The organism is Amnibacterium sp. CER49 (genome assembly GCF_029846255.1).
Taxonomy (GTDB): domain Bacteria; phylum Actinomycetota; class Actinomycetes; order Actinomycetales; family Microbacteriaceae; genus Amnibacterium.
This window is the reverse complement of sequence record NZ_JARVWQ010000002.1, coordinates 38,479-64,903: the sequence shown is the minus strand read 5'-3', so window position 1 is coordinate 64,903 and position 26,425 is coordinate 38,479. Positions and strand designations below refer to the sequence as shown.

24 protein-coding genes are annotated in these 26,425 nt (G+C 73.7%); 3 read left to right on the top strand and 21 right to left on the bottom strand.

From position 1 onward, the window contains the following. Nucleotides 1–4 precede the first annotated feature (4 nt). The 20 genes from pyrF to QDR37_RS10230 form a co-directional block, all read right to left on the bottom strand. Nucleotides 5–871, bottom strand: coding sequence for an orotidine-5'-phosphate decarboxylase (pyrF, locus tag QDR37_RS10325; protein WP_279713664.1), 867 nt, complete (start codon nucleotides 869–871; stop codon nucleotides 5–7). Beyond that, nucleotides 868–4,170, bottom strand: a complete 3,303-nt coding sequence (carB, locus tag QDR37_RS10320; protein WP_279713663.1) for a carbamoyl-phosphate synthase large subunit — start codon at nucleotides 4,168–4,170, stop codon at nucleotides 868–870. The genes pyrF and carB overlap by 4 nt, the downstream gene beginning before the upstream one ends. Further along, the gene (gene carA, locus QDR37_RS10315; RefSeq protein ID WP_279713662.1) at nucleotides 4,170–5,354 is read right to left on the bottom strand and encodes a glutamine-hydrolyzing carbamoyl-phosphate synthase small subunit; all 1,185 of its coding nucleotides are present in this window, start codon (nucleotides 5,352–5,354) and stop codon (nucleotides 4,170–4,172) included. The genes carB and carA overlap by 1 nt, the downstream gene beginning before the upstream one ends. Then, the gene (locus QDR37_RS10310) at nucleotides 5,341–5,865 is read right to left on the bottom strand and encodes a hypothetical protein (protein WP_279713661.1); all 525 of its coding nucleotides are present in this window, start codon (nucleotides 5,863–5,865) and stop codon (nucleotides 5,341–5,343) included. Before QDR37_RS10310 ends, carA begins: the two co-directional genes overlap by 14 nt. Beyond that, the gene (locus QDR37_RS10305) at nucleotides 5,862–7,175 is read right to left on the bottom strand and encodes a dihydroorotase (RefSeq protein WP_279713660.1); all 1,314 of its coding nucleotides are present in this window, start codon (nucleotides 7,173–7,175) and stop codon (nucleotides 5,862–5,864) included. Before QDR37_RS10305 ends, QDR37_RS10310 begins: the two co-directional genes overlap by 4 nt. Beyond that, entirely contained in the window at nucleotides 7,172–8,122 is a 951-nt protein-coding gene (locus QDR37_RS10300; RefSeq protein WP_279713659.1) for an aspartate carbamoyltransferase catalytic subunit, read from the bottom strand. Before QDR37_RS10300 ends, QDR37_RS10305 begins: the two co-directional genes overlap by 4 nt. Continuing rightward, nucleotides 8,119–8,643 (bottom strand): bifunctional pyr operon transcriptional regulator/uracil phosphoribosyltransferase PyrR, encoded by a 525-nt coding sequence (gene pyrR, locus QDR37_RS10295; protein WP_279713658.1) that lies wholly within the window; start codon nucleotides 8,641–8,643, stop codon nucleotides 8,119–8,121. Before pyrR ends, QDR37_RS10300 begins: the two co-directional genes overlap by 4 nt. Nucleotides 8,644–8,748: 105 nt before the next feature. Next, on the bottom strand, nucleotides 8,749–9,171 hold the full coding sequence (nusB, locus tag QDR37_RS10290; RefSeq protein WP_279713657.1) for a transcription antitermination factor NusB: 423 nt from the start codon (nucleotides 9,169–9,171) through the stop codon (nucleotides 8,749–8,751). Nucleotide 9,172: 1 nt separating this feature from the next. Continuing rightward, nucleotides 9,173–9,733, bottom strand: a complete 561-nt coding sequence (efp, locus tag QDR37_RS10285) for an elongation factor P (RefSeq protein WP_279713656.1) — start codon at nucleotides 9,731–9,733, stop codon at nucleotides 9,173–9,175. Between the two features lie 82 nt (nucleotides 9,734–9,815). Then, nucleotides 9,816–10,262 (bottom strand): type II 3-dehydroquinate dehydratase, encoded by a 447-nt coding sequence (gene aroQ / locus QDR37_RS10280; protein WP_279713655.1) that lies wholly within the window; start codon nucleotides 10,260–10,262, stop codon nucleotides 9,816–9,818. 139 nt (nucleotides 10,263–10,401) lie between these two features. Continuing rightward, complete coding sequence (gene aroB / locus QDR37_RS10275; RefSeq protein ID WP_279713654.1) at nucleotides 10,402–11,478, bottom strand: 3-dehydroquinate synthase; 1,077 nt, start codon at nucleotides 11,476–11,478, stop codon at nucleotides 10,402–10,404. Then, on the bottom strand, nucleotides 11,475–11,945 hold the full coding sequence (locus QDR37_RS10270; protein WP_279714847.1) for a shikimate kinase: 471 nt from the start codon (nucleotides 11,943–11,945) through the stop codon (nucleotides 11,475–11,477). The genes aroB and QDR37_RS10270 overlap by 4 nt, the downstream gene beginning before the upstream one ends. Before the next feature lie 26 nt (nucleotides 11,946–11,971). Continuing rightward, nucleotides 11,972–13,180, bottom strand: a complete 1,209-nt coding sequence (aroC, locus tag QDR37_RS10265) for a chorismate synthase (RefSeq protein ID WP_279713653.1) — start codon at nucleotides 13,178–13,180, stop codon at nucleotides 11,972–11,974. A 52-nt stretch (nucleotides 13,181–13,232) separates the two neighbouring features. Next, the gene (locus QDR37_RS10260; protein WP_279713652.1) at nucleotides 13,233–14,036 is read right to left on the bottom strand and encodes a shikimate dehydrogenase; all 804 of its coding nucleotides are present in this window, start codon (nucleotides 14,034–14,036) and stop codon (nucleotides 13,233–13,235) included. After that, a complete protein-coding gene (gene mltG / locus QDR37_RS10255; RefSeq protein WP_279713651.1) occupies nucleotides 14,036–15,238 on the bottom strand; it encodes an endolytic transglycosylase MltG in 1,203 nt (400 codons plus the stop codon). Before mltG ends, QDR37_RS10260 begins: the two co-directional genes overlap by 1 nt. A 3-nt stretch (nucleotides 15,239–15,241) precedes the next feature. Further along, on the bottom strand, nucleotides 15,242–15,694 hold the full coding sequence (gene ruvX / locus QDR37_RS10250) for a Holliday junction resolvase RuvX (RefSeq protein WP_279713649.1): 453 nt from the start codon (nucleotides 15,692–15,694) through the stop codon (nucleotides 15,242–15,244). A 20-nt stretch (nucleotides 15,695–15,714) separates the two neighbouring features. Next, nucleotides 15,715–18,369: an alanine--tRNA ligase gene (gene alaS, locus QDR37_RS10245; RefSeq protein WP_279713648.1), complete on the bottom strand. Its 2,655-nt coding sequence runs from the start codon at nucleotides 18,367–18,369 to the stop codon at nucleotides 15,715–15,717. 1 nt (nucleotide 18,370) lies between these two features. Continuing rightward, the gene (locus QDR37_RS10240) at nucleotides 18,371–18,550 is read right to left on the bottom strand and encodes a hypothetical protein (protein ID WP_279713647.1); all 180 of its coding nucleotides are present in this window, start codon (nucleotides 18,548–18,550) and stop codon (nucleotides 18,371–18,373) included. Nucleotides 18,551–18,760: 210 nt separating this feature from the next. Continuing rightward, nucleotides 18,761–19,390: a 30S ribosomal protein S4 gene (rpsD, locus tag QDR37_RS10235; protein ID WP_279713646.1), complete on the bottom strand. Its 630-nt coding sequence runs from the start codon at nucleotides 19,388–19,390 to the stop codon at nucleotides 18,761–18,763. Nucleotides 19,391–19,579: 189 nt separating this feature from the next. Beyond that, nucleotides 19,580–20,899: a replication-associated recombination protein A gene (locus QDR37_RS10230; RefSeq protein WP_279714846.1), complete on the bottom strand. Its 1,320-nt coding sequence runs from the start codon at nucleotides 20,897–20,899 to the stop codon at nucleotides 19,580–19,582. Nucleotides 20,900–21,081: 182 nt separating this feature from the next. Between QDR37_RS10230 and QDR37_RS10225 the strand changes: the two genes are divergently transcribed. From QDR37_RS10225 to QDR37_RS10215, 3 genes are all read left to right on the top strand, one after another. After that, nucleotides 21,082–21,873 carry a peptidylprolyl isomerase gene (locus tag QDR37_RS10225; RefSeq protein ID WP_279713645.1) on the top strand — a complete coding sequence of 264 codons (792 nt, stop codon included), beginning with the start codon at nucleotides 21,082–21,084 and terminating at the stop codon, nucleotides 21,871–21,873. Between the two features lie 54 nt (nucleotides 21,874–21,927). Then, complete coding sequence (locus QDR37_RS10220; RefSeq protein ID WP_347882102.1) at nucleotides 21,928–23,475, top strand: DUF349 domain-containing protein; 1,548 nt, start codon at nucleotides 21,928–21,930, stop codon at nucleotides 23,473–23,475. Nucleotides 23,476–23,563: 88 nt separating this feature from the next. Continuing rightward, nucleotides 23,564–24,163 carry a type IV toxin-antitoxin system AbiEi family antitoxin gene (locus tag QDR37_RS10215; protein WP_279713644.1) on the top strand — a complete coding sequence of 200 codons (600 nt, stop codon included), beginning with the start codon at nucleotides 23,564–23,566 and terminating at the stop codon, nucleotides 24,161–24,163. On the opposite strand, the gene QDR37_RS10210 is transcribed toward QDR37_RS10215, so the two are convergent. Further along, a complete protein-coding gene (locus QDR37_RS10210; protein WP_279714844.1) occupies nucleotides 24,160–26,355 on the bottom strand; it encodes a bifunctional (p)ppGpp synthetase/guanosine-3',5'-bis(diphosphate) 3'-pyrophosphohydrolase in 2,196 nt (731 codons plus the stop codon). The genes QDR37_RS10215 and QDR37_RS10210 overlap by 4 nt on opposite strands. Nucleotides 26,356–26,425: the final 70 nt, after the last annotated feature.

Below are 26,425 nucleotides of genomic sequence, written 5' to 3'. Positions count from 1 at the left end.
TCCGTCACGCGATGGCCTCCCCGAGCAGCTCCGCCTGGCGGGCGATCGCGTCGCCGAGCCCGTCGGGTCCGGCGGCCAGGATGCTCCGCGAGGCGGTGACGATGGTCGTGGCGGCGGCGACCCCGAAGAGCCGCTTCACGTCGGCGAACTGCGCGCCCTGGTAGCCGAAGCCGGGCGCGAGGATCGGGGCGGCAGGGGCGGACGCCAGCTCGGCGAGGTCGATGCCGAAGTCGGTGAAGTCGACGGTGGCGCCGAGCACGACGCCGATCGAGCCGATGGGGCCCTCGGCGTGCGTGCGGTTCCAGTTGACGACCCGCGAGGCGAGGCCACCGGCGACGGACTTGCCGCGCTGGGTCTCGCGCTGGATGACGGCGGTCTGCACGGCGAGCGCCTCGGGGTTCGACGTCGCGGCGAGCACGAAGAGGCCCTTGCCGTACCGGCCGGCGAGGTCGAGCGGCGTGCGGAGCGCGCCGAAGCCCTGGAAGGCGCTGATCGTCATCGCGTCGGCCTCGAGCGGGGCGCCCGGCGTGAGCCAGGCCTGCCCGTAGGCCTCGATGGTCGAGCCGAGGTCGCCGCGCTTCACGTCGGCGATCACGACGAGGCCGGCGTCCCGCGCCTCCTTGAGCACGTCCTCGAGCACGCGGTAGCCGGTGGAGCCGAAGCGCTCGTAGAACGCGACCTGCGGCTTCACGATGCCCACGCGTCCCGCGGAGGCCTCGACGACCCGCAGCCCGAACTCGTGCGCGCCGACCGCGGAGACCGGCAGCCCCCACTCGGCGAGCAGGTACTCGTGCGGATCGATGCCGACGCAGAGGTGCCCGTGCTCGGCGAACGCCGTGCCGAGCTTGTCGGCGAACGTGGGCGTGCTCATCTCCCCGCCCTTCCCGCCGCGGCCTGCTCGCGGCGGCGCTCGTAGGTCTGCAGTGCCGTCACATCGAATCCTGCCCGAATCGCCTCGATGGATGCCACCGCAGCGGTCAGCTGAGCCACCGTCGTGAACAGGGGTTTGTCGGCCGCGACCGCCGCGGCGCGGATCTCGTAGCCGTCCGCACGGGCCGACCGGCCGCTCGGCGTGTTGATCACGACGTCGACGCGGCCACGGCTGATGAGGTCGACGACGTCGGGACCGACCTCGCCGGACTCGCTCAGCTTGCGCACCACGCTCGCGCGGATGCCGTTGCGGTGCAGCACCTCGGCGGTGCCGGCCGTCGCGAGCAGGGTGAAGCCGAGCTCGGCGAGGCGGAGCGCGGGCAGCACGACGCTGCGCTTGTCGCGATCGGACACCGAGACGAACACGGTGCCCGACAGCGGCAGGCCGCCGTACGCGGCCTCCTGGCTCTTCGCGAAGGCCCGCGGGAAGTCGCGGTCGATGCCCATCACCTCGCCGGTCGAGCGCATCTCCGGCCCGAGCAGCGAGTCGACCACCTCGCCCTTGCGGTCGCGGAACCGCTTGAACGGCAGCACCGCCTCCTTGACCGCGACGGGCGCGTCCTCGGGCACGTCGCTGCCGTCGCGCTCGGGGAGCACGCCTCGGGCGACGAGGTCGCGGATCGGCTCGCCCGCCATCACGAGCGCGGCGGCCTTCGCGAGCTGCACGCCGAGCGCCTTGCTCACGAACGGCACGGTGCGCGACGCTCGCGGGTTCGCCTCGAGCACGTGCAGCACCCCGGCGGCGACGGCGAACTGCACGTTCAGCAGTCCGCGCACCCCGACGCCGCGCGCGATCGCGAGGGTCGCCTCGCGCACCTCCCGGATGACCGAGCGGCCGAGCGTGACGGGCGGCAGCGTGCACGAGGAGTCGCCGGAGTGGATGCCGGCCTCCTCGATGTGCTCCATGACGCCGCCGATCCAGAGGGTCTCGCCGTCGAACAGCGCGTCGACGTCGATCTCCACGGCGTCGTCGAGGAAGCGGTCGACGAGCAGCGGGTGATCGGGCCCCACGATCGCCTGACCCGCGATGCGCTCGAAGTACCCGTCGAGGCTGGCCGAGTCGTAGACGATCTCCATGCCGCGGCCGCCGAGCACGAACGAGGGGCGGACGAGCACGGGGAAGCCGATCTCCTCCGCCACCGCGCGGGCGCTCGCAGCGTCGGTCGCGGTGCCGTTCCGCGGCGAGACGAGGCCGGCGTCGTCGAGGATGCCGGCGAAGAGCCCGCGCTCCTCGGCGAGGTCGATCGCCGCCGGCGACGTGCCGAGGATCGGCACGCCCGCGGCCTCGAGCCCCTTCGCGAGGCCGAGGGCGGTCTGGCCGCCGAGCTGCACGATCACGCCGGCGAGGGTGCCGCTCGCCGATTCCGCGGCGACGACCTCGAGCACGTCCTCGAGCGTGAGCGGCTCGAAGTAGAGCCGGTCCGAGGTGTCGTAGTCGGTCGACACCGTCTCGGGGTTGCAGTTCACCATGACGGTCTCGTAGCCGGCGTCGCGCAGGGCGAAGGCGGCGTGCACGCACGAGTAGTCGAACTCGATGCCCTGCCCGATGCGGTTCGGCCCGCTGCCGAGGATCACGACCTTGCGGGCCTCGGACGGCGCGACCTCGGTCTCGGCGTCGTACGTCGAGTAGTGGTACGGCGTGAGCGCCGGGAACTCGCCCGCGCAGGTGTCGACCGTCTTGTAGACCGGGCGGACGCCGAGCCGGTGCCGCAGCGCGCGGACGTCGGCCTCGGTGCCGCCGGTGAGCTCGGCCAGCTGCGCGTCGGAGAAGCCCTCCTCCTTCGCGTACCGCAGGGCGGCCGGATCGAGCTCGCCCTCGGCGCGGATCGCCTCGGCGGTGGCGTTGATCGCGGCGATCTCCTCGAGGAACCAGGGATCGATGCCGGTGGCGGCATACACGGCCTCGACGGTGGCTCCCGCCCGGAGCGCCTGCTGGACGGTGACGATCCGTCCATCGGTCGGCTCGCGCGAGGCCTCGGTGAGCGCGAGCGGATCGCCCGGCTCCCCCGCCCAGGTGAACGAGCTGCCGCGCTTCTCGAGCGAGCGGAGCGCCTTCTGCAGCGACGCGCCGAAGGTGCGGCCGATCGCCATCGCCTCGCCGACGCTCTTCATCGTGGTCGTGAGCGTCGGGTCGGCTGCCGGGAACTTCTCGAAGGCGAAGCGCGGCACCTTGACGACGACGTAGTCGAGCGTCGGTTCGAAGCTCGCGGGGGTGACGCGCGTGATGTCGTTCGGGATCTCGTCGAGCCGGTAGCCGATCGCGAGCTTCGCAGCGATCTTCGCGATCGGGAAGCCCGTCGCCTTCGAGGCGAGCGCGCTCGAGCGCGAGACCCGGGGGTTCATCTCGATGACGATCACGCGGCCCGTGTCGGGCTCGACGGCGAACTGGATGTTGCAGCCGCCGGTGTCGACGCCGACGAGCCGGATGATGTCGATGCCGATGTCGCGGAGCCGCTGGTACTCGCGGTCGGTGAGCGTCATCGCGGGCGCGACCGTGATCGAGTCGCCGGTGTGCACGCCGACGGGGTCGACGTTCTCGATCGAGCAGACGACCACCGTGTTGTCGGCGGCGTCGCGCATCAGCTCGAGCTCGTACTCCTTCCAGCCGAGGATCGACTCCTCGAGGAGCACCTCGCCGACCGTGCTCGCGGCGATGCCGGCGCCCGCGATACGGGTGAGCTCCGCCGGGTCGTGCGCGAAGCCCGAGCCGAGGCCACCCATGGTGAAGGAGGGGCGCACGACGACCGGGTAGCCGAGCGCCTCCGCGTGCGCGAGGGCCTCGGGCACGCTCGTCGCGATGGCCGACTTCGCCACCTCGGCCCCGGCCTGGATCACGAGGTCCTTGAACAGCTGGCGGTCCTCGCCGCGGCGGATCGCGTCGGTCTTCGCACCGATCAGCTCCACGCCGTACTTCTCGAGGACGCCCGCCTCCTCGAGCGCGATCGCCGCGTTCAGCGCCGTCTGGCCGCCGAGCGTCGGCAGCACCGCATCCGGGCGCTCCGCGGCGATGATCGACTCGAGCACCGGCGTCGTGATCGGCTCGATGTAGGTGGCGTCGGCGAAGCCCGGGTCGGTCATGATCGTCGCCGGGTTCGAGTTGACGAGGATCACGCGGATCCCCTCGTCCCGCAGCACCCGGCACGCCTGGGTGCCGGAGTAGTCGAACTCGGCGGCCTGCCCGATCACGATCGGCCCGGAGCCGATCACGAGCACGCTGGTGATGTCGCTTCGCTTCGGCATCAGCTGGCTCCCTCGGTCGGCGCGGTCTCCACCGCGATGGCTGCGTGCTCGGCTCTGCGCTCGGCGAGCACCATGTCGCGGAAGCGGTCGAACAGGGCCTCGGCGTCATGCGGGCCGGCGGCGGCCTCCGGGTGGTACTGCACGCTGAACGCGGGCAGGTCGAGGCAGGCGATGCCCTCGACGACGTCGTCGTTCAGGTCGACGTGGGTCACCTCGGCGCGGCCGAAGCCGGCCGGGGTCTCCACGGGGCCGCCGCGCGGGGCGTCGACCGCGAAGCCGTGGTTGTGCGCGGTGATGCCGATGCGGCCGCTGCGGAGGTCGACGACCGGCTGGTTGATGCCGCGGTGGCCGAACGGCAGCTTGTACGTGCCGAAGCCGAGCGCCCGGCCGAGCAGCTGGTTGCCGAAGCAGATGCCGAAGAACGGCGTGCGGCGCCGCAGCACCTCCTGCAGCAGGCCGACGTGGTGGTCGTTCGCCTCCGGGTCGCCGGGGCCGTTCGAGTAGAAGACCGCGGAGGGCTCGAGGGCGTACAGCTCGTCGATCGTCACCGACTCGGGCACGACGTGCACGTCGAAGCCGCGGTCGGCGAGGGCGTTGATGGTCGCCGCCTTGATGCCGAGGTCGACGATCGCGACCGAGCCGATCCGCTCGCCGCGCGCCTCGACCGTGTAGGTCTCCGGCGTCGAGACCTCGGCCGAGAGGTTCTGCCCCGTCATCCGCGGCTGCTGCAGCACGAGGTCGAGCTGCGCGTCGGCCCCGAGGACCGCGTCGTCGCCGGAGAAGATGCCGGCGCGCATCGCGCCCCGGTCGCGGAGGTGCCGGGTGAGGGCGCGGGTGTCGAGCCCCGCGATCGCGACGATGCCGTCCCGCTCGAGGTCGTCGTCCAGGGTGCGCAGGGCCCGGAAGCTCGACGCGGTGCGCGACGGCGCGTGTGCGGCGTACCCGGCGACCCAGATGCGCCGCGACTCGGGGTCCTCGTCGTTCATCCCGGTGTTGCCGATGTGCGGCGCGGTCTGCACGACGATCTGGCCGGCGTACGACGGGTCGGTCAGCGTCTCCTGGTAGCCGGTCATGCCGGTGGCGAAGACGGCCTCGCCGAAGGTGCGGCCGCGGGCGCCCCAGGCACGGCCCGGGAAGCGCCGGCCGTCCTCGAGGACGAGCACGGCGGGGTCAGGAATCGGCATGGGGCGTCTCCTTCGGCTGCCCCGCCGTGATCGCCTGGACGGCGGCGATCAGGCGGGCGCGGGGCTCGGGGTCGATGCGGAACGAGGACTCGACGGCGACCGGGCCGTCGGACGAGTCGAGGGTGAAGCCGAGCACGGTGAGGCCGCCGGGCTCGACCCCGCGGTCGAGCGTCCACGTGGCGGTGCCGGCACCGGTGAGCCGCCCGGCGGGCAGGTGCAGCGGGTGCCCGCCGTCGCGCTCGATCCGCACGCCGCGATCCGTGACGACGATGCGCGCGCGGAAGCGGAAGCCGAGTCCGGCCACGACGACCCGCTCGAGCGGCCGGCCGGCGAAGGTGGTGGCGAGGTGGAGCCCGTCGACGGCGATCCGCTCCTCCCCCTGCTCGGCGGGCGCGTCCGGCAGCGCGAGCCCCTGCTGGTCGCGCTTCCGGCGGCGCCACGAGACGCCCATGCCGGCGATCGCGGCGAGCAGCGCGACGGAGACGGCCGCGACGGCGGGCACCGGGATCACGCGTCGCCCCCCGCGGGCTCGAGCTCGACGACGGCGCCGTCGAGCACGGTGGGGGTGCCGCGGAACAGCGTCGCGACCACGCGACCGGGCAGGTCGCGGCCGAGGTAGGGCGAGTTGGTGCTCCGGCCGACGAGGTCCGAGCTCGCGAGCACGCGACGCGCGGCGGGGTCGACGAGCACCAGGTCGGCCGGATCGCCCGGCCGCAGCGCACCGCGGGAGGCGTCGCCGCCGATCTCGGCGGGCGTCGTCGAGAGGACCCGCTGCACGTCCGCCCAGCCGAGCAGGCCGGTCTCGACCATCGCCGCCTGCACCACCGACGCCGCGGTCTCGAGGCCGACCATGCCCATCGCGGCGGTCTGCCACTCGCTGCGCTTCGCCTCGGCGGAGTGGGGCGCGTGGTCGGTGGCGACGACGTCGATCGTGCCGTCCGCGAGCGCGGCCCGCAGCGCCTCGACGTCCGACGCGGTGCGCAGCGGCGGGTTCACCTTGAAGCGGGCGTCGTAGCCGCGGGCCGCCTCGTCGGTGAGCAGCAGGTGGTGCGGCGTGACCTCGGCCGTGACGCGGACCCCGCGGCGCTTCGCCCAGCGGATCAGCTCGACGCTGCCCGCGGTGGAGACGTGGCAGACGTGCAGCCGGGCACCCGCCTCGGCTGCGAGCAGCACGTCGCGGGCGATGATCGCCTCCTCGGCGACGGCGGGCCACCCGGCGAGCCCGAGCTCGGCGGAGACCGCGCCCTCGTGCAGCTGCGCGCCGCGGGTGAGCCGCGGCTCCTCGGCGTGCTGCGCGATGACCCCGTCGACGATGCGGGCGTACTCGAGCGCGCGGCGCATGAGCAGCGGGTCCGCGACGCACGAGCCGTCGTCGCTGAACATCCGCACCCGGGCGCGGGAGCGCGCCATGGTGACGAGCTCGGCGAGCTCCTCGCCGCGCCGTCCCTTCGACACCGCGCCGATGGGCCGCACGTCGACGTAGCCGGCGGCGCGGCCGAGGGCGGCGACCTGCTCGACGACGCCGGCCGTGTCGGCGACCGGCTCGGTGTTCGGCATCGCGTGGAGCACGGTGAAGCCGCCTGCGGCGCCGGCGCGCGAGCCGCTCAGCACCGTCTCGGCGCCCTCGCCGCCCGGCTCGCGGAGGTGCGTGTGCAGGTCGACGAAGCCGGTGAGCGCCACGAGCCCGTCGGCGTCGATCACCCGCTCACCCTGCCGCGCGGTGAGGCTCCCGTCCTCGACGACGCGGTCGCCCACGATGCGCAGGTCGGTGCGGACGCCGTCGCCGGCGCGCTCCGCGCCTCGGATCAGCAGATCGGTCACGCCGTCCTCTCCCCCGCCAGCACGTCGTACAGCACCGCCATGCGCACGGCGATCCCGTTCTCGACCTGCTCGAGCACGGTCGAGCGGGGCGAGTCGGCGACGCTCCCGGCGATCTCGAGCCCGCGGTTCATCGGTCCCGGATGCATGACGAGCGCGTCGGCGCGGAGCCGGTCGGCTCGGGCGGCGGAGAGCCCGTAGAGCGCCGCGTACTCGCGCGCGCTCGGGAAGAACGCCTCGGTCATGCGCTCGCGCTGCACGCGGAGCATCATGACCACGTCGGGGCCGTCGGCGATGGCCGCGTCGAGGTCGGTGCCGGCTTCGACGGGCCAGCTCTCGATGTGCGTCGGCAGCAGGGTCGGCGGCGCGACGAGCCGCACCGTCGCCCCGAGGGTCGTGAGCAGCCAGACGTTGCTGCGAGCGACCCGCGAGTGCAGCACGTCCCCCACGATGACGACGTCGAGCCCGGCGAGGTCGCGGCCGCGGGAGCCGGCGCCGAACCGCCGCTTGCGGATGGTGAACGCGTCGAGCAGCGCCTGCGTCGGGTGCTCGTGGGTGCCGTCGCCGGCGTTCACGACCGCGGCGCGGGTCCAGCCGCTCGTGGCGAGCACCGCGGCGGCGCCGGAGGCCTGGTGCCGGATCACGATGCCGTCCGCGCCCATCGCCTGCAGCGTCTGCGCGGTGTCCTGGAGGCTCTCGCCCTTCGAGACGGACGAGCCCTTCGCGCTGAAGGTGATGACATCGGCGGAGAGCCGCTTCGCGGCGGCCTCGAACGAGATGCGGGTGCGGGTCGAGTCCTCGAAGAACAGGTTCACGACGGTCGTGCCGCGCAGCGTCGGCAGCTTCTTCACGGTGCGGCGCTGGGTGTCGGCCATGTCCTCCGCGACGTCGAGCAGCGCGACGGCGGCGTCGCGCGAGAGGTCGCGGGTCGACAGCAGGTGGTCGCTCACTCGATCGTCACCTCGTCGCGGCCGTCGGTCTCGGTGAGCAGCACGCGGACGCGCTCGCTCTTCGCCGACGGCAGGTTGCGCCCGACCGAGTCAGGCCGGATCGGGAGCTCGCGGTGGCCGCGGTCGACGAGCACGGCGAGGCGCACCACCGCGGGGCGGCCGAGCGCGGTGACCGCGTCGAGCGCGGCGCGGACGGTGCGGCCGGAGAAGAGCACGTCGTCGACGAGCACGACCGTGGCGCCGTCGACGTCGGCGGGCACGTCCGTGCGGCCCGTCGCCCGGGTGGGCTGCGTGCCGAGGTCGTCGCGGTAGAGCGTCACGTCGAGGACGCCGACGGGCACCTCGCGGCCGGCGATACGGGCGACCTCCGCGGCGAGCCGGCGGGCGAGCACGGCGCCGCGGGTCGGGATGCCGAGCAGCAGCAGGCGGTCGGCGTCGGGGTCGTGCTCCACGAGCTCGTGCGCCATGCGCGTGATCGCGCGTCGCACGTCGTCGGCCTGCAGCAGGGTGCGCAGCGGCATCCGACCTCCTTCCCCGCCTCACCGGACGGTCCTTAAAGGTGATCGCCCGTCACCCTACCGGAGCCCGGCCGACCGCTCCCCCGGGTCGGAAGCCGCGCGGACGGATCAGGCCGTCGCGCGCGGGGTCTTCGCGATCGCGCCGAGCACGCCGTTCACGAACCGCGGGCTGTCGTCGGTCGAGAGCTCCTTCACGAGCTCGACCGCCTCGTCGATCGCGACGCCGGCGGGCACCTCGGGGTTGTGCTCGAGCTCCCACGTCGCGAGCCGCAGCACGGCGCGATCGACGGCGGGCATCCGGTCGATCGGCCAGCCGTTCGCGTGCTCGGCGATGGCGTCGTCGATCTCGTCGGCGTGGTCGATCACGCCCTGGACGATCTGCCGGGCGTACGGCCAGCTCGAGGCGCGCTCGGGCCGGGCGTCGGCGCGCTCCTGCTCCACGGCGAGGGCGCGCTCGAGCGGTTCGCCGCGGACGTCGGCGGAGAAGAGGATGTCGAGGGCGCGCTTGCGCGACTTCGTCCGCGCGGACACGTCAGCTCACGCGGCCGAGGTAGTCGCCCGAGCGGGTGTCCACCTTGACCTTCGTGCCCGTCTCGAGGAACAGCGGCACCTGGATCTCGGCGCCGGTCTCGAGGGTCGCGGGCTTCGTGCCGGCGCTCGAGCGGTCGCCCTGCAGGCCGGGCTCGGTGTAGGTGACCTCGAGCACGACGGACGCGGGCAGCTCGACGTAGAGCGGGTTGCCGTTGTTCATCGCGATGGTGGCCGACTGGTTCTCGAGCAGGTAGTTCGCCGCGTCGCCGACGACGCCGGCCGGGACGGGCGTCTGCTCGTAGGTGTCGGTGTCCATGAAGACGAAGTCGTCGCCGTCGCGGTAGAGGAACTGGAAGTCGCGGCGGTCGACGTTCTCGATGTCGACCTTCGCGCCCGCGTTGTAGGTGCGGTCGACGACCTTGCCGGAGACGACGTTCTTCAGCTTCGTGCGGACGAACGCCCCGCCCTTGCCGGGCTTCACGTGCTGGAACTCGACGACGTTCCAGAGCTGGCCGTCGATGTTGAGCACGACGCCGTTGCGGATGTCGGCGGTGGACGCCATGGCGGATCTCCTCGCAGGTCGATGGGGGCCGCGCGCGGCCGACCCAGCAGTCTACCCGCCGCGCGACGCCCGGCTCCCGCCGTCAGTCCCGCGGCAGCCGGTCCGCGATGTACTGCAGCGCGAGGCGGTAGCCGTCGACGCCGAGGCCAGCGATCACGCCCGTCGCGACGCCCGAGACGACGCTCGTGTGCCGGAACTCCTCGCGGCGGTGGGGGTTCGAGATGTGCACCTCGATGAGCGGCAGCCCCGCCTCGGGCACGAGCACCGCCGCATCGCGGAGCGCGTACGAGTAGTGCGTGAAGGCGGCCGGGTTGAGGATCACCGGCGACCCCGTGTCGACGGCCTCGTGCAGCCAGCCGAGGAGCGTCGCCTCGTCGTCCGTCTGCCGCAGCTCGACCTCGACGCCGTCGGGCGCCGCTGCACGGAGGTCCCGCTCGACGTCGGCGAGCGTCGCGGTGCCGTAGATCGCGGGCTCCCGGGTGCCGAGCCGCTGGAGGTTCGGGCCGTTCAGGACGAGGACGCGAGGCACGATCCGACCCTATCCACTGACCGTACGACGCAAGTCGAGCCGTCGTGGTGCTGGTTGCGACCCGACGGCCGGGACGGCCCTCGGCGAGATGGGCGCGCGGAGCCGAGCAGTCGGCTCCGCCCCGAGCGCCCGCTCGCGGTCAGGTGGCGATCTCGCTGTACGCGCTGTAGAGCAGGTCGTCCTCGGGGCCGTTCAGGACGCTCGTGCGCCCGATGCCGTCGAGGAGGATGAAGCGCAGCATGCCGCCGCGGGCCTTCTTGTCGCGGCGCATCGCCGCGACGAGCGTGGGCCAGCGGCCCGCCGGGTAGCCGAGCGGCAGCGTGAGCGAGCCGAGGATCTCGCGGTGCAGCTCGACGCCCGCGTCGTCGAGGCGGCCGACGAGGCGGGCGAGCTCGGCCGCGAACACCATGCCGACGGCGATCGCGGAGCCGTGGCGCCACTGGTAGCGCTCGGCGTACTCCACGGCGTGGCCGAGGGTGTGCCCGTAGTTGAGGATCTCGCGCCGGCCGGACTCGCGGAAGTCCTCGCTGACCACCTCGGCCTTCACCCGGATGGCGCGCGCGACGAGGTCGGCGAACACCGGCGAGCCCGGGTCGGTCGCGGCCTCGACGTCGCGCTGCAGCGCGTCGAGGATCGCGGTGTCGGCGATGAAGCCGCACTTCGCGACCTCGGCGAACCCGGCGAGCACGTCGTTGCGCGGCAGGGTCTCGAGCACGTCGAGATCGGCGAGCACCGCGGCCGGCGCGTGGAAGGCCCCGACGAGGTTCTTGCCCTCCGCGGTGTTGATCGCGGTCTTGCCGCCGACGGCCGCGTCGACCATGCCGAGCACGCTCGTCGGCAGCAGCACGAGCCGAACGCCGCGCAGCCAGGTCGCGGCGACGAACCCGGCGAGGTCGGTGACGGCGCCACCGCCGAGACCGATCACGGCGTCCGACCGGGTGAGGTCGGCCTGGCCGAGCACCTGCCAGCAGAACGCGGCGACCTCGATGCGCTTCGCCTCCTCGGCGTCGGGCACCTCGGCGAGCAGCACCTCGACCCGGCCAGCGAGCCGCTCGCGGATCGCCTCGGCACGCCGGGTCTGCACGGGCTGGTGGATGAGGAGCGCCTTGCGCACCTGCGGCCCGAGCGCGTCGGCGAGCAGGTCGCCGAGGTCGTGGCCGACGACGACGTCGTAGTCGCCGGCGCCGCGGATCGGGATGCGGACGGGATCGGTCATGAGGTCCCCTGGGTCAGGGCGGCGGCGAGCTCCTCGACGAGGTGCGCGACGGGGCGGTGCGACGTGTCGACCGTGCGGTCGGCGAGGGAGGCGTAGAGGGGCGCGCGCTCGGCGCTGATGCGCCGCCAGGACGCGAGCCCGTCGACGAGCAGGGGCCGCTTGCCGCTCGACAGGCGGTCGGCCACCGCGTCCTCGGAGACGGTGAGCAGCACGACCTCGCACCGGGCGAGGTCCTGCTGCGTGTCCGGGTCGAGCACCGCTCCCCCGCCCAGGGACACGACCCCGCCTGCGGCGAGCGCCTCGGCGACGACGACGCGCTCGATCGCCCGGAAGCCGGGCTCGCCCACGGTCGCGAAGAGGTCGGCGATCGGGCCGTACGCGGCGACGATGCGCGCGTCGGTGTCGGTGAACGGCACGCCGAGCCGCTTCGCGAGCTTGCGGCCGATCGAGGTCTTGCCGGCGCCCATCGGCCCGATGATCGCGACGGTTCCGGTCACGGGCCGGGCACCGCGGCGCCGGTGCGCAGGTGCTCCGGGATCGCCGCGACGTACGCCTCGAGGTTCCGCCGCGTCTCGGGCAGCGAGTCGCCGCCGAACTTCTCGAGCACCGCGTCGGCGAGCACGAGCGCGACCATCGCCTCGGCGACGACACCGGCCGCGGGCACGGCGCAGACGTCGGACCGCTGGTGGTGCGCGGAGGCGGCCTCGCCGGTGGCGACGTCGACCGTGCGCAGCGCCCTCGGCACCGTGGAGATCGGCTTCATCGCGGCGCGGACCCGGAGCACGGTGCCGGTCGTCATGCCGCCCTCGGTACCGCCGGCCCGGTCGGTCATCCGCTCGATGCGCCCGTCGTCGTCGCGGACCAGCTCGTCGTGCGCCGCCGAGCCACGGCGGGCCGCGGTGCGGAAGCCGTCGCCGACCTCCACCCCCTTGATCGCCTGGATGCCCATGAGGGCCGCGGCGAGGCGGGCGTCGATGCGCCGGTCCCAGTGCACGTACGAGCCGAGCCCCGGCGGCAGGCCGTGGACGACCACCTCGACGACGCCGCCGAGGGTGTCGCCGGCACGGTGGGCGTCGTCGATCTCGGCGATCATGAGCGCGCTCGTGGCGGCGTCGGCGCAGCGCACCGGGTCGTCGTCGATCGCGGGCAGGGTGCCGCGCGCGGGCACGGGGGCGTCCTCGGGCACCGCGACCGGGCCGATCGCGACGACGTGGCTCAGCACGTCGGCCCCGAGCTCGGCGAGGAACGAACGCGCAACCGCGCCGAGCGCGACGCGGGCCGCCGTCTCGCGGGCGCTCGCCCGCTCGAGCACGGGACGGGCCTCGTCGAAGCCGTACTTCTGCATGCCGGTGAGGTCGGCGTGGCCGGGGCGGGGCCGCGTGAGCGGGGCGCCGCGGCCTCGGGACGCGTCGGTGAGCGGCACGTCCTCGGCCGACATGACCTCCTGCCACTTGGGCCACTCGGTGTTGCCGATCGTCAGCGCGATCGGGGCACCGATGCTGCGGCCGTGCACGACGCCGCCGACGACGCCGAGCTCGTCCTGCTCGAACTTCTGCCGTGAGCCGCGGCCGACGCCGAGCCGGCGGCGGGCGAGGTCGGCGCGGATCGCGTCGCCGGTGACCGGCACCCCCGCGGGGAGGCCCTCGAGGATGGCGGTGAGGCTCGGGCCGTGCGACTCACCGGCTGTGAGCCAGCGCAACATGCGTCCGATTCTTCCAGACGAGGCGGGCCCGCATCCGCCGCGGGTCGCTCCGCTACGCGAGCGCGGCCGCCATGGCGTCCCGCACGCGCTCCTCGTCGGGCAGCGGCGCGTCGGGGTCGCCCTGCGTGAAGACCCGCACCTGCAGCACCGCCTGCTCGAGCAGCATGTCGAGCCCGTGCAGCAGCCGGCCTCCCGCGGCCGACCAGGCGGCGCCGAGCGGGCTCGGCCACGGGTCGTAGGCCACGTCGAGCAGCGGCACTCCGGGCACCGCGGGCGGCACGGCCACGGCCGCGTCCGCACCGCCGGGCAGGGTCGCGATCACCAGATCGGCGGCCGCGAGGGGCGCCGCGGCGAGCGTCGTGAACGCCGTCGCGAGGTCGCCGAGCGCCTCACCGGCGCGCTGCGGGTCGCGGGCGGCGGCGATGCGCTCCGTCGCGCCGGCACGCCGCACGGCCTCCAGCGCGCTCGCCGCCGTGGCGCCCGCGCCGAGCACGACGACGCGCAACGGCGTCACCCCGTGTCGCGCGAGCACGCGCTCGATGCCGCCGACGTCGGTGTTGAAGAGCCGAGGGCGCTCGCCGAGCAGCACGGTGTTCGCGAGCCCGAGCCGCGCGACGAGCGGATCGCGGTCCGGCACGAGGCGCAGCACCTCCCGCTTCAGCGGCATGGTGAGCGACAGCCCCCGCCACTCCGGCCCGAGCCGCGCGAGGAAGTCCGCGAGCCCGGCAGCGTCGACCTCGGCGCGCCCGTACTCCCAGTCGAGACCGAGCACACGGTAGGCGGCGGCCTGCAGCTGCGGTGACCTCGAGTGCGCGATCGGGGCGCCGAGCACGGCGAGCCGGGTGGGGGCGGCCACTACTTCGCGTAGTTCGGGTGGGCCTTGAGCCAGGCGTGGAACCGGGCGGCGGCCTTCTCGTGCTCCGTCTCCGTCGTGCTGAACACGGTCTCGCCGGTCTCGAGGTTCACGGTGACGAAGTAGAGCCACTTGCCGTAGGCGGGTTGCAGGGCCGCGGTGAGCGCGGCGTCGCCCGGGTTGGAGATCGGGCCCGCCGGCAGCCCCTTGTGCAGGTAGGTGTTGTACGGGTTCTTGTCCGCGTACTCCTGCGGCGTCGGCACCACCGTGGTGCCGCCCGCGCCGTAGCTGACGGTGGCGTCCGACTGCAGCGGCATGCCCTTCGCGATGCGGTTGAGGAACACCCGGGCGACCTTCGCGTCGTCGCTGCCGTTGCCCTCCTTCTGCACGAGGCCGGCGAGGGTGAGCACGTGCTCGCGGTCCTGCGGGGCGACGCCGTGCGCATCGAGCGCCTGGAACATCCGCTCCACCATCGCCTTCAGCATCGCCTGCGGGGTGGTGCCCGGCTGGAACTGGTAGGTGGCGGGGAACAGCCAACCCTCGAGGCTCGGGGCTCCGGCCGGCACGCCGAGCGCGTGGAAGTCCGCGGCCGCGGCCTGCAGCTCGGCGAGCGGCTTGCCCGTCGCCGTGGCGGTGATCGCGAGGATCTGCTTCACCGTGCTGCCCTCGGGGATCGCCACGTCGGAGATCACCCGGTTCGCCGGGTTCTGCAGCGCCTCGAGCGCCGACTTCGCGCTCATGTGGTGCGCGAGCCGGTAGATGCCGGGGACGAGGGTCGGCTCGGGCTTCGTCTGCAGCAGCAGCCTGTAGAAGGCCTGGCTCGTCTTCGTCACGCCGCGCTCGGCGAGCGTCGCAGCGACGTCGGAGCCGAGGTCGCCGTCCTTGATCGTGATCTCGACGGTGCCCGTGCCGGCCCCCTCGTAGTCGTCGCTCCAGCCGAGCAGGGTCTTCACCTGGTCGGGCCACACCGCGTAGGCCGCACCGGCACCGCCGCCCACGACGAGCAGCACGACGACCGCGGCGACGACCCACGGCCACACGCGACGCCGGCCGCGGCGGCGGCCGTGGCGAGGTCGCTCCGGCTCCGAGCCGTCGTGGATGTCGCGGGGCGCGAGCAGCACCGTGAACTCGTCCGGGCGTCCCTCGGGATCGCGCTCGGCGGTCGCGCTCCGCCCACGCCGGAAGCGGCTCCGGGTATCGGCCAAGAGTCAGCTCCGCTTCGGTTCGACGAGGGCGCCGGGGGCTTCGCCGCGGCTGCGCTCGGCGTCGAGGGCGTGCTGCAAAAGTATCACCGCGGCCACCTGGTCGATCACGGCGCGCGAGGAGCGCGAGGATCGTCCGGCCGCGGTCAGCGCGCCGGCGGCGCTCACCGTCGTGAGCCGCTCGTCGACGAGCCGGACGGGCAGCGGGCCGGCCGCGAGCAGCGAGGCGACCGCGCGGGCGTCGGCGGTCGAGGCCGTGTCGGTGCCGCGCATCGACAGCGGCAGCCCGACGACGATCTCGACCGCGCCGACCTCCTCCGCGAGCGCCGTGATGCGCGTGACGACCTCCCCGACGTCCTTCCGTCGCTGCAGCGTCTCGACCGGCACGGCGAGCATCCCGTCGCGGTCCGAGCGGGCGATCCCGACCCGGACCGTGCCGACGTCGACCGCGAGGCGCACCCCGGGCCGGAACCCCTCGCTCAGGCGAGCTCCCCGCGCACCGCCTCGAGGGCGTCCCCGATGCGGGCGGGATCGCTGCCGCCGCCCTGCGCGACGTCGTCGCGACCGCCGCCCCCGCCGCCGAGCACCTGCGCGGCACGCTTCGCGAGCGGCCCCGCCTTCACGCCCGCGTCGCGGGCCGCCGCGTTCGTGGCGACGATGACGACCGGACGGCCGCCGACGGTCGCCGCGAGCGCCACCACCGCGGGCGCCGCGCCGAGGCGGTCGCGCACCTGCGTGACGAGGGCGCGCAGGTCGTCCGGGCTCGCGAGGTCGCCGACCTGCTCGAGCACGGCCGTCACCCGGCCGGCGCTGCTCGCCTGCTGCGCGAGCGCGGGCACCCGCTGCGCGAGCGCCTGCCGCTCGAACTCGGCGATGCGCCGCTCCGCGGCCTTGAGGCTCGCGGCGAGGTCGGCGACGCGCGAGACGATCTGCTCGCGCGGCACCCGGAGGCTCGAGCCGAGCTCCGACACGAGCGCCCGCTCGGCGGCGAACTCGCGGAACGCCTCCGGCCCGACGAGCGACTCGATCCGTCGGCTCGTCGCCCCGACGGAGGACTCCCCCACGACGTTGATGAGGCCGATCTCCGAGGAGTGCGCCACGTGGGTGCCGCCGCAGAGCTCGCGCGACCAGGGGCCGCCGATGTCGACCATGCGGACGACGTCGCCGTACTTCTCGCCGAAGAGCGCCATCGCGCCCATCGCGCGGGCCTCCTCGAGCGGCAGCACGCGGGTGACGACCTCGAGGTCCTCGTTCACCCGGAGGTTCGCGATGTCCTCGACCTCGCTGCGCGTCTCGGGCGACAGCGGCGAGCTCCACGAGAAGTCGAGCCGCATGAAGCCGGCGCGGTTGTAGGAGCCCGCCTGGTGCGCCTCCGGGCCGAGCACCTGCCGGAGCGCCGCGTGGATCAGGTGGGTCGCCGAGTGCGCCTGCGTCGCGCCGCGGCGGTACAGCGGATCGACGACGGTCTCGGCCTCGTCGCCGACCGCGACCTCGCCTCGGGCGACCTGCACCCGGTGGCTCACGAGACCGGCGACGGGCCGCTGCACGTCGAGCACCTCGAGCAGGTAGCCGGGTCCGCGGATCTCGCCCTGGTCGGCGTCCTGGCCGCCGGACTCGGGGTAGAGCGTCGTCTCGGCGAGGATCACCTCGGCGATGTCGCCGAGCGCGATGCTCGGCACGCTCGCGCCGTCCTTGACGAGGCCGAGCACGCGGCTGCCGGTGACGAGCTGGTCGTAGCCGAGGAACGCGGTCTCACCGCGCTGCCGGAACTCGCTGTAGACCGACAGGTCGGCGAGCGCGCGCTTGCGCTGCTTCGCGTCGGCCTTCGCCCGGCTGCGCTGCTCGGCCATGAGGCGGTCGAACGCCTCGCGGTCGACCGTGAGCCCCGCCTCCTCCGCGACCTCGAGGGTGAGGTCGATCGGGAAGCCGTACGTGTCGTGGAGCAGGAACGCGGTGTCGCCCGCGAGCGTCGACGAGCCGGCCTCGCGGGTGCGCTGCACCGCGGTGTCGAGTATCGCGGTGCCGCCCGTCAACGTTCTGAGGAAGGTCTCCTCCTCCGCGCTCGCGAGGCGCTGGATGCGCGAGAACTCGGGCACCAGCTCCGGGTACGCGGGCGCCATCGCGTCGCGCGAGGTCGGGAAGAGCTCGCCGAAGGTCGGCTCCTCGACGCCGAGCAGGCGCATCGCGCGCACCGAGCGGCGGAGCAGCCGGCGCAGCACGTAGCCGCGGCCCTCGTTGCTCGGCACGATCCCGTCGAGCATGAGCATCATGGCGGAGCGGATGTGGTCGGAGACGACCCGCATGCGCACGTCGTCCTCGTGGTCCGCGCCGTACGGCTTGCCGCTGAGACGCGACGCCGCGTCGATCACGGGGCGGATCTGGTCGATCTCGTAGATGTTCTCGACGCCCTGCTTGAGGAAGGCGACGCGCTCGAGCCCCATGCCGGTGTCGACGTTCTTGTTCGGCAGCTCGCGGACGACGTCGAAGTCCTCCTTCGACCGGATGTTCGCGATCTCGTACTGCATGAACACGAGGTTCCAGATCTCGACGTACCGGTCGTCGCCGGTCGCCGGGCCGCCGTCCGCGCCGTAGGCGGGTCCGCGGTCGAAGAAGATCTCGGAGTCGGGACCCGCCGGGCCCGGCTGCCCCGTCATCCAGTAGTTGTCGGCGTAGCCGAGCCGCTGGATGCGCTCGGCGGGCAGGCCGACCTCGTCGCGCCAGATCGCCTCCGCCTCGTCGTCGTCCTGGAAGACCGTGACCCAGAGGTCGGCCGGGTCGAAGCCGAAGCCGCCGTCCGCCTCGGCGGTGGTGAGCAGCTCCCACGCCCACTTGATGGCGTCCCGCTTGAAGTAGTCGCCGAACGACCAGTTGCCGAGCATCTGGAAGAAGGTGCCGTGCCGCGGCGTGCGACCGACCTCCTCGATGTCCAGGGTGCGGATGCACTTCTGGCTGTCGACCGCGCGCGGGTACGGCGGCGGCACGGTGCCGTTCAGGTACGGGATGAACGGGACCATGCCCGCGACCGTGAACAGCAGCGACGGGTCGGGCGACACGAGCGAGGCGCTCGGCACGACGGTGTGGCCGCGGTCGGCGAAGAACTCGATGTACCGACGGCGGATCTCTGCGGTCTCCACGTCAGCTCGTGCCCGCCTCGTCGCGGCGCGCGCGGTAGCTGTCGGCGACCGTCTGCGCGAACTCGCCGGCCGTGCCGTTCACCGCGGCGAGCACGCGCCTGCCCTGCGGGTTGCGGGAGAGCTGCTGCGCGGCGACGGCGCCGAGCAGGACCCCGATCAGCAGCCAGAGCACCTTGGCCATCGCCCCTCCTTGTTCCAGCCGTCGAGCCTACCGGGGTCCCCGGAGGCGGCCCGTCGAGGGTCTCGCCGGCGACCGCGATCAGGCACGGGCACCGGGATCAGGCAGGTCGACGGCGTTCCTGCCTGGATCCGTCCACAGTGCCTGATCGCGGCTCAGGAACGACGAAGGCGCCGCCCCCTGGGGGACGGCGCCTTCGATGCTCCAGCGCGCTCAGCGCGCGGCGTAGTACTCGACGACGAGCTGGACGTCGACCTGCACCGGCACCTCGGCGCGCTTCGGGCGGCGCGTGAGGCGGGCCTGCAGGCGGTCGATCTGCACGTCGAGGTAGCCCGGCACCTTGGCGAGGACGTCGGCGTGACCGCCCGCGGCCGCGACCTGGAAGGGCTCGAGCTGCTCGCTCTTCTCCTTGACGTGGATGAGCTGGCCGGGCTTCACGCGGAAGCTCGGGCGGTCGACGATCTTGCCGTCGATCAGGATGTGGCGGTGCACGACCAGCTGGCGCGCCTGCGCCGTGGTGCGGGCGAAGCCGGCGCGGAGCACGAGCGCGTCGAGGCGCTGCTCGAGCAGCTCGACGAGGTTCTCACCGGTCAGGCCGGCGGTGCGGCGCGCCTCGTTGAAGACGATGCGGAGCTGCTTCTCGCGCAGGCCGTACTGGGCGCGGAGGCGCTGCTTCTCGCGGAGGCGGACGGCGTAGTCGCTGTCGGCCTTGCGCTTCGTGCGGCCGTGCTCACCGGGGGCGTACGGGCGCTTCTCGAGGTAGCGCGCGGCCTTCGGGGTGAGCGCGACGCCGAGCGCGCGGGAGAGGCGGACCTTGCCGCGGGTGCGGGACTTCGTGGACATGCGTTCCTTCCAGGAACTCGAGATCGGACTCGCTCGCGCGTAGGCGAGCGAAAGCATCGCGAGGGTCGGGCTGTGCGGGAACCGGTCGGCTACAGACCACGATCCCCTCGCGCGTCCGGTGTCGCAGCCGCACGACACGATGGACCCGCTCCAGGCCGCCGACGATCCTAGCAGCCGCAGCGCTGACCGTCAGGCGTCGGGCTGGTCCTCTGATCCGCCGCGGATCCGGCGCCGCAGGCGCTCGACGCGCGCCGCGGTCTCGCGCTCGAAGCCGTTGCCGGTCGGCTGGTAGTAGTCGCGCCCGACGAGCGGGTCGGGCGGGTACTGCTGCTCCACGACGCCGTGCTCGCCGTCGTGCGCGTACCGGTACCCCTTGCCGTGCCCGAGCCGCTTGGCGCCCGGGTAGTGCGCGTCGCGGAGGTGCACCGGCACCCGGCCGATGTTGCCGGCGCGCACGTCGGCGATGGCCGCGTCGATGGCCAGGTAGGCGGCGTTCGACTTCGGCGCGAGCGCGAGGTACACGACCACCTCGCCGAGCGGGATGCGCCCCTCCGGCATGCCGAGGAACTGCACCGCGTCGGCCGCGGCGACGGCGAGCGGCAGCGCCTGCGGGTCGGCGAGACCGATGTCCTCGGCGGCGAGCACCATGATGCGCCGGGCGATGAACCGCGGATCCTCCCCCGCCTCGATCATGCGCGCGAGGTAGTGCAGCGCTGCGTCGGCGTCGCTGCCCCGCACCGACTTGATGAAGGCGCTGATGACGTCGTAGTGCTCGTCGCCGTCGCGGTCGTACCGCAGCAGCGCCCGGTCGACCGCGGTCGCGACGAGCTCGGCGGTGACGTGCGGCTTCGGCGCCTCGTCGCCGCCGCTCTCCTGCTCCCCCTCGGCGTCGACGGCGAGGATGCTCGCCGCCTCGAGCGCCGTGAGCGCGCGCCGGGCGTCGCCGGAGGCGAGCCGCACGAGCGCCTCGCGCGCCTCGGGCTCGAGCTCGACCCGGCCCGCGAGCCCGCGCGGGTCGTCGACGGCCCGGTCGACGAGCAGCCCCAGGTCGTCGTCGGACAGCGGCTGCAGCGTGAGCAGCAGGGAGCGCGAGAGCAGCGGCGCGATCACCGAGAACGACGGGTTCTCGGTCGTCGCGGCGATGAGCGTGACCCAGCCGTTCTCGACTCCCGGCAGGAGGGCGTCCTGCTGCGCCTTCGTGAACCGGTGGATCTCGTCGAGGAAGAGGACCGTCGACAGCCCGTACAGCTCGGCGCTGGTCCGCGCCTGCTCCATGACCTCGCGCACGTCCTTGACGCCCGCGGTGACGGCCGACAGCTCGACGAACCGGCGGCCGGAGCTGCCGGCGATCGCCTGCGCCAGCGTGGTCTTGCCGGTGCCCGGCGGTCCCCAGAGGATCACGGAGACCGCGCCCGTCGAGCCGTTCGCCGAGGCGAGGCGCCGCAGCGGGGACCCCGGCCGCAGCAGGTGCGCCTGCCCGGCGACCTCGTCGAGCGACTTCGGCCGCATGCGGACGGCGAGGGGCACCGGCCCCGACCGCAACCCGACCTGCGCCTGCACGAGAACGAACCCTAGGCCCGCGCCACGACAGGGCGTCGCCGTGGCCGCGCTGCGTCCGCTCACTACGATGGCGGCCGTCCGATCGCCGGGCCGCTCGCGCAGGGCGGTCCCTCGAGGCTGCAGGAGGCCGCGTGCCCGCACGAAACCCGCGCGACCGCGCCGACCGCGAGGCGCGCCGCCGCGCCCGCGAGTACGCGGCGAAGCAGGCGGTGCACGCCCAGCGCCGGAAGCGCCGCCGCCGCGACGAGCTGATCGGCCTGATCGCCTTCCTCGTCGTGCTCGCCCTCGCCACCGCCGCGCAGATCACCTATGCGACCGTCGGGCCCGGCAAGCCGGTGGCGAAGCCGACGACGAGCGCCACCGCGGCACCCACGCCCACCCCGACGCCGACCGCGACGGTGCCGCCGAAGGCGCTGTCCGAGAACCGCACCTGGACCGGGAGCATCACCCTCGACTCGGTGCGGCTCGGCTTCACGCTCGACGGCAAGGCGGCTCCGCAGGCGGTCGCGAACTTCGTGAGCCTCGTGAAGAAGGGCTTCTACACCGGCCTCACCTGCCACCGGCTCACCACCGGCAGCTCGCACGTGCTGCAGTGCGGCGACCCGAAGGGCGACGGCACCGGCGGTCCCGGGTACTCGTTCGGCCCCATCGAGAACGCCCCCAAGAACCAGATCTATCCGACCGGCGACCTCGCGATGGCCCGCGTCGGCGGCAACGCCGACAGCCAGGGCAGCCAGTTCTTCCTCGTCTACAGCACGAGCGGCTTCCCGAACGACGCCGCAGGCGGCTACACGGTGTTCGGCCACGTGACGAGCGGCCTGCCCGGCCTCCGGTCGGCGATCACGAGCAAGGGCACCGACAACGGCACGAACGACGGGAAGCCCAAGGTGCCGACGAAGATCACCGCCGTCACCGTCAAGTAGGCCCGGATGCGCGCCCCCGGGGGTGCAATAGGCTGCACCGTCGAGGGGAGCACCGTGACGACGCCTGATCCGTCCGCCGAGCGCGACGACGCCTCCATCGAGCGCGCCGACGCCGCCGTGGAGACCGAGACGACCGAGCCCGACGCGCCCGTGGCCGAGCCCGACGCGGCCGTCGCCGAGCCGGAGGCGGCCGCCGCCGAGGCGGAGAGCGCCGAGCCCGAGCCGGAGGCCACTGCCTCCGAGCCGGGGAGCGCCGAGCCCGAGCCGGACGCCGTCGTGTCCGAGGCCGACGCCCCCGCAGCGAGCGACGAGACCACGGCTGAGGACGGCACGGGCGCGTCCGAGGTCCCCGGGCCGACGTCTGCCGCCGCACCCGCGTCGGGCGACCACCCGTGGGGCCGGGTCGACGAGTCCGGAGCCGTGTTCGTCCGCGACCGTGGCGTCGAGCGCCAGGTCGGCGAGTACCCCGATGCCCCGGCCGATGAGGCGCTCGCCTACTACGAGCGCAAGTTCGCCGACCTCGCCGCACAGGTGGGGCTGCTCGAGCAGCGCGCCCGCCGCGGCGCCCCGCCCGCCGACATCGCGAAGGCCGTCGCGCGGCTGCACGACACGCTCGAGACCGCGAGCGCGGTCGGCGACCTGCAGTCGCTCCGCGACCGGCTCGGCGCGCTCGGCGGCACCGTCGAGGACCTCTCCGCGAAGCGCTCCGAGGAGCACCGCGCGCAGGTCGACGCCGCCCGCGCCGACCGCGTCGCGATCGTCGAGGAGGCCGAGGCCCTCGCCGCCCGCGACCCCGCGAGCGTGCAGTGGAAGGCCACCGGCCAGGCGATGGACGCGCTGTTCGCCCGCTGGCAGGAGGCGCAGCGCTCGAGCGCCCGCCTGCCGAAGGGCGAGTCGAACGAGCTGTGGAAGCGATTCCGCGACGCCCGCTCGAGCATCGACAGCCAGCGTCGCGCCTACTTCGCCGAGCTCGACGGCGTGCAGTCCGCAGCACGCGAGGTGAAGGAGCGGCTCGTGCAGCGGGCCGAGGCCCTCGCCGGCAGCGGCGGCGGCGACACGATCAACCAGTACCGCGGCCTGCTCGACGAGTGGAAGCGCGCCGGCCGGGCCGGCCGGAAGGCCGACGACGCGCTCTGGGCCCGCTTCCGTGCCGCCGGCGACGCCGTCTACCAGGCACGCGCCGCGGAGCAGAGCGTGCAGGACGCCGAGTACGGCGAGAACCTCACGGTCAAGCTCGCGCTCCTCGACGAGGCCGAGCCCCTGCTGCAGGCGACCGACCCGCAGGAGGCCCGCCGCACGCTCACAGGCATCCAGCGCCGGTGGGACGCCGCGGGCCGCGTGCCGCGCGAGCAGGTGCGGCCCCTCGAGGAGCGGCTCCGGCGCATCGAGCAGGCGGTCGGCAAGCTCGAGCAGGAGCACTGGCGCCGCACCGATCCCGAGGTCAAGGCACGCTCCGAGGGTCTCGCGGCGCAGCTCAGCGCGGCCATCGGCAAGCTCGAGTCCGAGCTCGACGAGGCGCGCGCCGCCGGCGACGCCCGCCGCATCAAGGACGCGGAGGACGCGTTGAACGCGCGCCGCATCTGGCTCGACGCGATCGGCTGATCCTCCCCAGGGCACGACGCCTGCGGCGGTTGTCCACAGGCCCCGGGTGCAGCGATCAGCACCGCTGCGCACGCGGCACCCTGTCCGCGTGCATCTGCCAGCGCTGCTCGACACCGCCCTGTTCGCCGAAGCCGAGCTCTCGGCGCTCCGGCTCGACGGCGACTGCCTGCCGCTCGGGCCGGCGGTCGTCGCCCTCGACGAGCCGATCGATGCCGCGCTGCGCGCCGCGGTGCTCGCGCCCGAGGCGGCCCGCTACGACCTCGTCGCCGCCGACCGGCTGGCGGCCTGGGTGCACGGCGCGGGCGACCTGCCCGCGCCGCCGTTCCGATTCACCGTCGACCGCAACGACGGGGTCCGCACGCGCGTGCTCGCGGTGCCCCCGCGGGAGGTGCTGCTCTCCCCCGGCGACGTCGCCCTGATCGCGGGGCTGCGGGTGACGACGCCGCTGCGCACCGCGCTCGACCTCGCGCGGCTCGAGGACGAGTTCGGCGAGAGCGAGCGGCTCTCGGTGCTCGCGCTGCTCGCGCTCGCCGATGTGCAGCCCTGCGACGCCGCCGCCCTGCTCGAGGTCGCGCCGATCCTGCCCGGCAAGCGCCGCGGGATCGACCGGCTGCGCGACTGCGGGCGAGGGCGTCATCGCGCCCCGTGCCGGCTCGCCGGCCCGCACTCGTCGGTCAGCGCGGCCTAGCCCGCGCTGACCCTGTACACGTCGTAGACGGCGTCGATGCGACGCACCGCGTTGAGCACCCGGTCGAGGTGCGTCGTGTCGCCCATCTCGAACAGGAAGCGCGACAGCGCGAGGCGGTCGGTCGAGGTCGACACCGTCGCGGAGAGGATGTTCACGTGGTGCTCCGACAGCACCCGCGTGACGTCGGACAGCAGGCCGGCGCGGTCCAGCGCCTCGACCTGGATCTGCACGAGGAACACGCTCTGCGAGGTCGGCGCCCACTCGACCTCGACCATCCGCTCGGGCTCACGGGTGAGCGAGGCGACGTTGTTGCAGTCGGAGCGGTGCACCGACACACCGGCGCCGCGCGTCACGAAGCCGACGATCTCGTCACCCGGAACCGGCGTGCAGCACTTCGCGAGCTTCACCAGGATGTCGGGCGCGCCGCGCACGAGCACACCGGAGTCGCTCGTGCGCATGACGCGCTGCTTGCCGGTGGTGGGCGCCTCGAACTCGGGCTCGTCGGCCTCTTGCGTGCCCTGCAGCTGCTGCAGCACGCGCTCGATCACCGACTGCGTCGAGACGTGCCCCTCACCGATCGCCGCGTAGAGCGCCGAGACGTCCTCGTAGCGCATCGACGTGGCGATGGCGGCGAGCCCGTCCTGGGAGACGAGCTTCTGCAGCGGCAGGTTCTGCTTGCGCATCGCCCGGGCGATGGCGTCCTTGCCCTGCTCGATCGCCTCGTCGCGGCGCTCCTTGGTGAACCACTGGCGGATCTTCGCCCGCGCCCGCGGGCTGCGGACGAACTGCAGCCAGTCCTTGCTCGGACCCGAGTCGGGGTTCTTCGAGGTGAAGATCTCGACCACGTCGCCCGAGGCGAGCGACGAGTCGAGCGGCACGAGCCGCCCGTTCACCTTGGCGCCCATCGTGCGGTGACCCACGTCGGTGTGCACGGCGTAGGCGAAGTCGACCGGGGTCGCGCCCGCGGGCAGGCCGATGACCTTGCCCTTCGGGGTGAAGACGTACACCTCCTTCGCGCCGATCTCGAAGCGGAGGCCCTCGAGGAACTCGCGCGGGTCGGCGGTCTCGGACTCCCAGTCGGAGAGGTGGGCGAGCCACGCCATCTCGGTGTCGTCGCCGAGGCCGCGATCGCCGGAGCGACCGCCCGTGACCTGCTCCTTGTACTTCCAGTGCGCCGCGACACCGAACTCGGCGCGCTGGTGCATCTCCTGCGTGCGGATCTGGATCTCGACCGGCCGACCCTCCGGTCCGAGCACGGTCGTGTGCAGCGACTGGTACAGGTTGAACTTCGGTGTGGCGATGTAGTCCTTGAACCGCCCCGGCACCGGCGTCCAGCGGGCGTGGATCGCACCGAGCACGGCGTAGCAGTCGCGCAGGCTCTCGACGATCACGCGGATGCCGGTGAGGTCGTAGATCTCCTCGAACTCGCGACCGCGCACGATCATCTTCTGGTAGATCGAGTAGTACTGCTTCGGGCGGCCCATCACCTTGCCCTTGATGCGCGCGGCCCGCAGGTCCTCGGTGACCTGGCTGATGACGTCGGCGACGAACTCCTCGCGCTGCGGCGTGCGCCGGCGCACGAGCGACTCGATCTCGAGGTAGAGCTTCGGGTAGAGCACCGCGAACGAGAGGTCTTCGAGCTCGAGCTTGATGGTCTGGATGCCGAGCCGGTGCGCGAGCGGCGCGTAGATCTCGAGCGTCTCCTTCGCCTTGCGCTGCGCGCTCTCCGCCGGCACGAAGCCCCACGTGCGCGCGTTGTGCAGGCGGTCGGCGAGCTTGATGATCAGCACGCGCACGTCCTTCGACATGGCGATGACCATCTTCCGCACGGTCTCGGCCTGGGCGGAGTCGCCGTACTTCAGCTTGTCGAGCTTCGTGACGCCGTCGACGAGCAGCGCCACCTCGTCGCCGAAGTCGGCGCGCAGCTCGTCGAGCGTGTAGTCGGTGTCCTCGACCGTGTCGTGCAGCAGGGCGGCCGCGATGCCGCGCGGACCGATGCCGAGGTCGGCGAGGATCTGCGACACCGCGAGCGGATGCGTGATGTAGGGCTCGCCGCTCTTGCGCAGCTGGCCGGAGTGGGCCCGCTCGGCCGTGGCGTAGGCGCGCTCGATCACGGCCGTGTCGGCGCGCGGATGGTGCGTACGCACGGTGCGGATGAGGGCCTCGACCGCGCCGGCCTTCTGCGACCGCATGAAGAGCCGCGGCACACGGCGCCGCAGCGACGCCGTGGTCGGCGCTGCCTCACGCGTCTCGGTCACGAGC

What these genes read in the sequence shown, in the direction of transcription:
- pyrF (WP_279713664.1), bottom strand. Translation starts at nt 871, where the DNA reads ATGAGCACGCCCACGTTCGCCGACAAGCTCGGCACGGCGTTCGCCGAG.
- carB (WP_279713663.1), bottom strand. Translation starts at nt 4,170, where the DNA reads ATGCCGAAGCGAAGCGACATCACCAGCGTGCTCGTGATCGGCTCCGGG.
- carA (WP_279713662.1), bottom strand. Translation starts at nt 5,354, where the DNA reads ATGCCGATTCCTGACCCCGCCGTGCTCGTCCTCGAGGACGGCCGGCGC.
- pyrR (WP_279713658.1), bottom strand. Translation starts at nt 8,643, where the DNA reads ATGCCGCTGCGCACCCTGCTGCAGGCCGACGACGTGCGACGCGCGATC.
- efp (WP_279713656.1), bottom strand. Translation starts at nt 9,733, where the DNA reads ATGGCGTCCACCGCCGACATCCGCAACGGCGTCGTGCTCAACATCGAC.
- aroB (WP_279713654.1), bottom strand. Translation starts at nt 11,478, where the DNA reads ATGACCGATCCCGTCCGCATCCCGATCCGCGGCGCCGGCGACTACGAC.
- QDR37_RS10270 (WP_279714847.1), bottom strand. Translation starts at nt 11,945, where the DNA reads ATGGGCGCCGGCAAGACCTCGATCGGCCGCAAGCTCGCGAAGCGGCTC.
- aroC (WP_279713653.1), bottom strand. Translation starts at nt 13,180, where the DNA reads ATGTTGCGCTGGCTCACAGCCGGTGAGTCGCACGGCCCGAGCCTCACC.
- QDR37_RS10240 (WP_279713647.1), bottom strand. Translation starts at nt 18,550, where the DNA reads ATGGCCAAGGTGCTCTGGCTGCTGATCGGGGTCCTGCTCGGCGCCGTC.
- rpsD (WP_279713646.1), bottom strand. Translation starts at nt 19,390, where the DNA reads ATGTCCACGAAGTCCCGCACCCGCGGCAAGGTCCGCCTCTCCCGCGCG.
- QDR37_RS10230 (WP_279714846.1), bottom strand. Translation starts at nt 20,899, where the DNA reads ATGCGGCCGAAGTCGCTCGACGAGGTCGCCGGGCAGGCGCACCTGCTG.
- QDR37_RS10210 (WP_279714844.1), bottom strand. Translation starts at nt 26,355, where the DNA reads ATGCGGTCGCAGAAGGCCGGCGCGGTCGAGGCCCTCATCCGCACCGTG.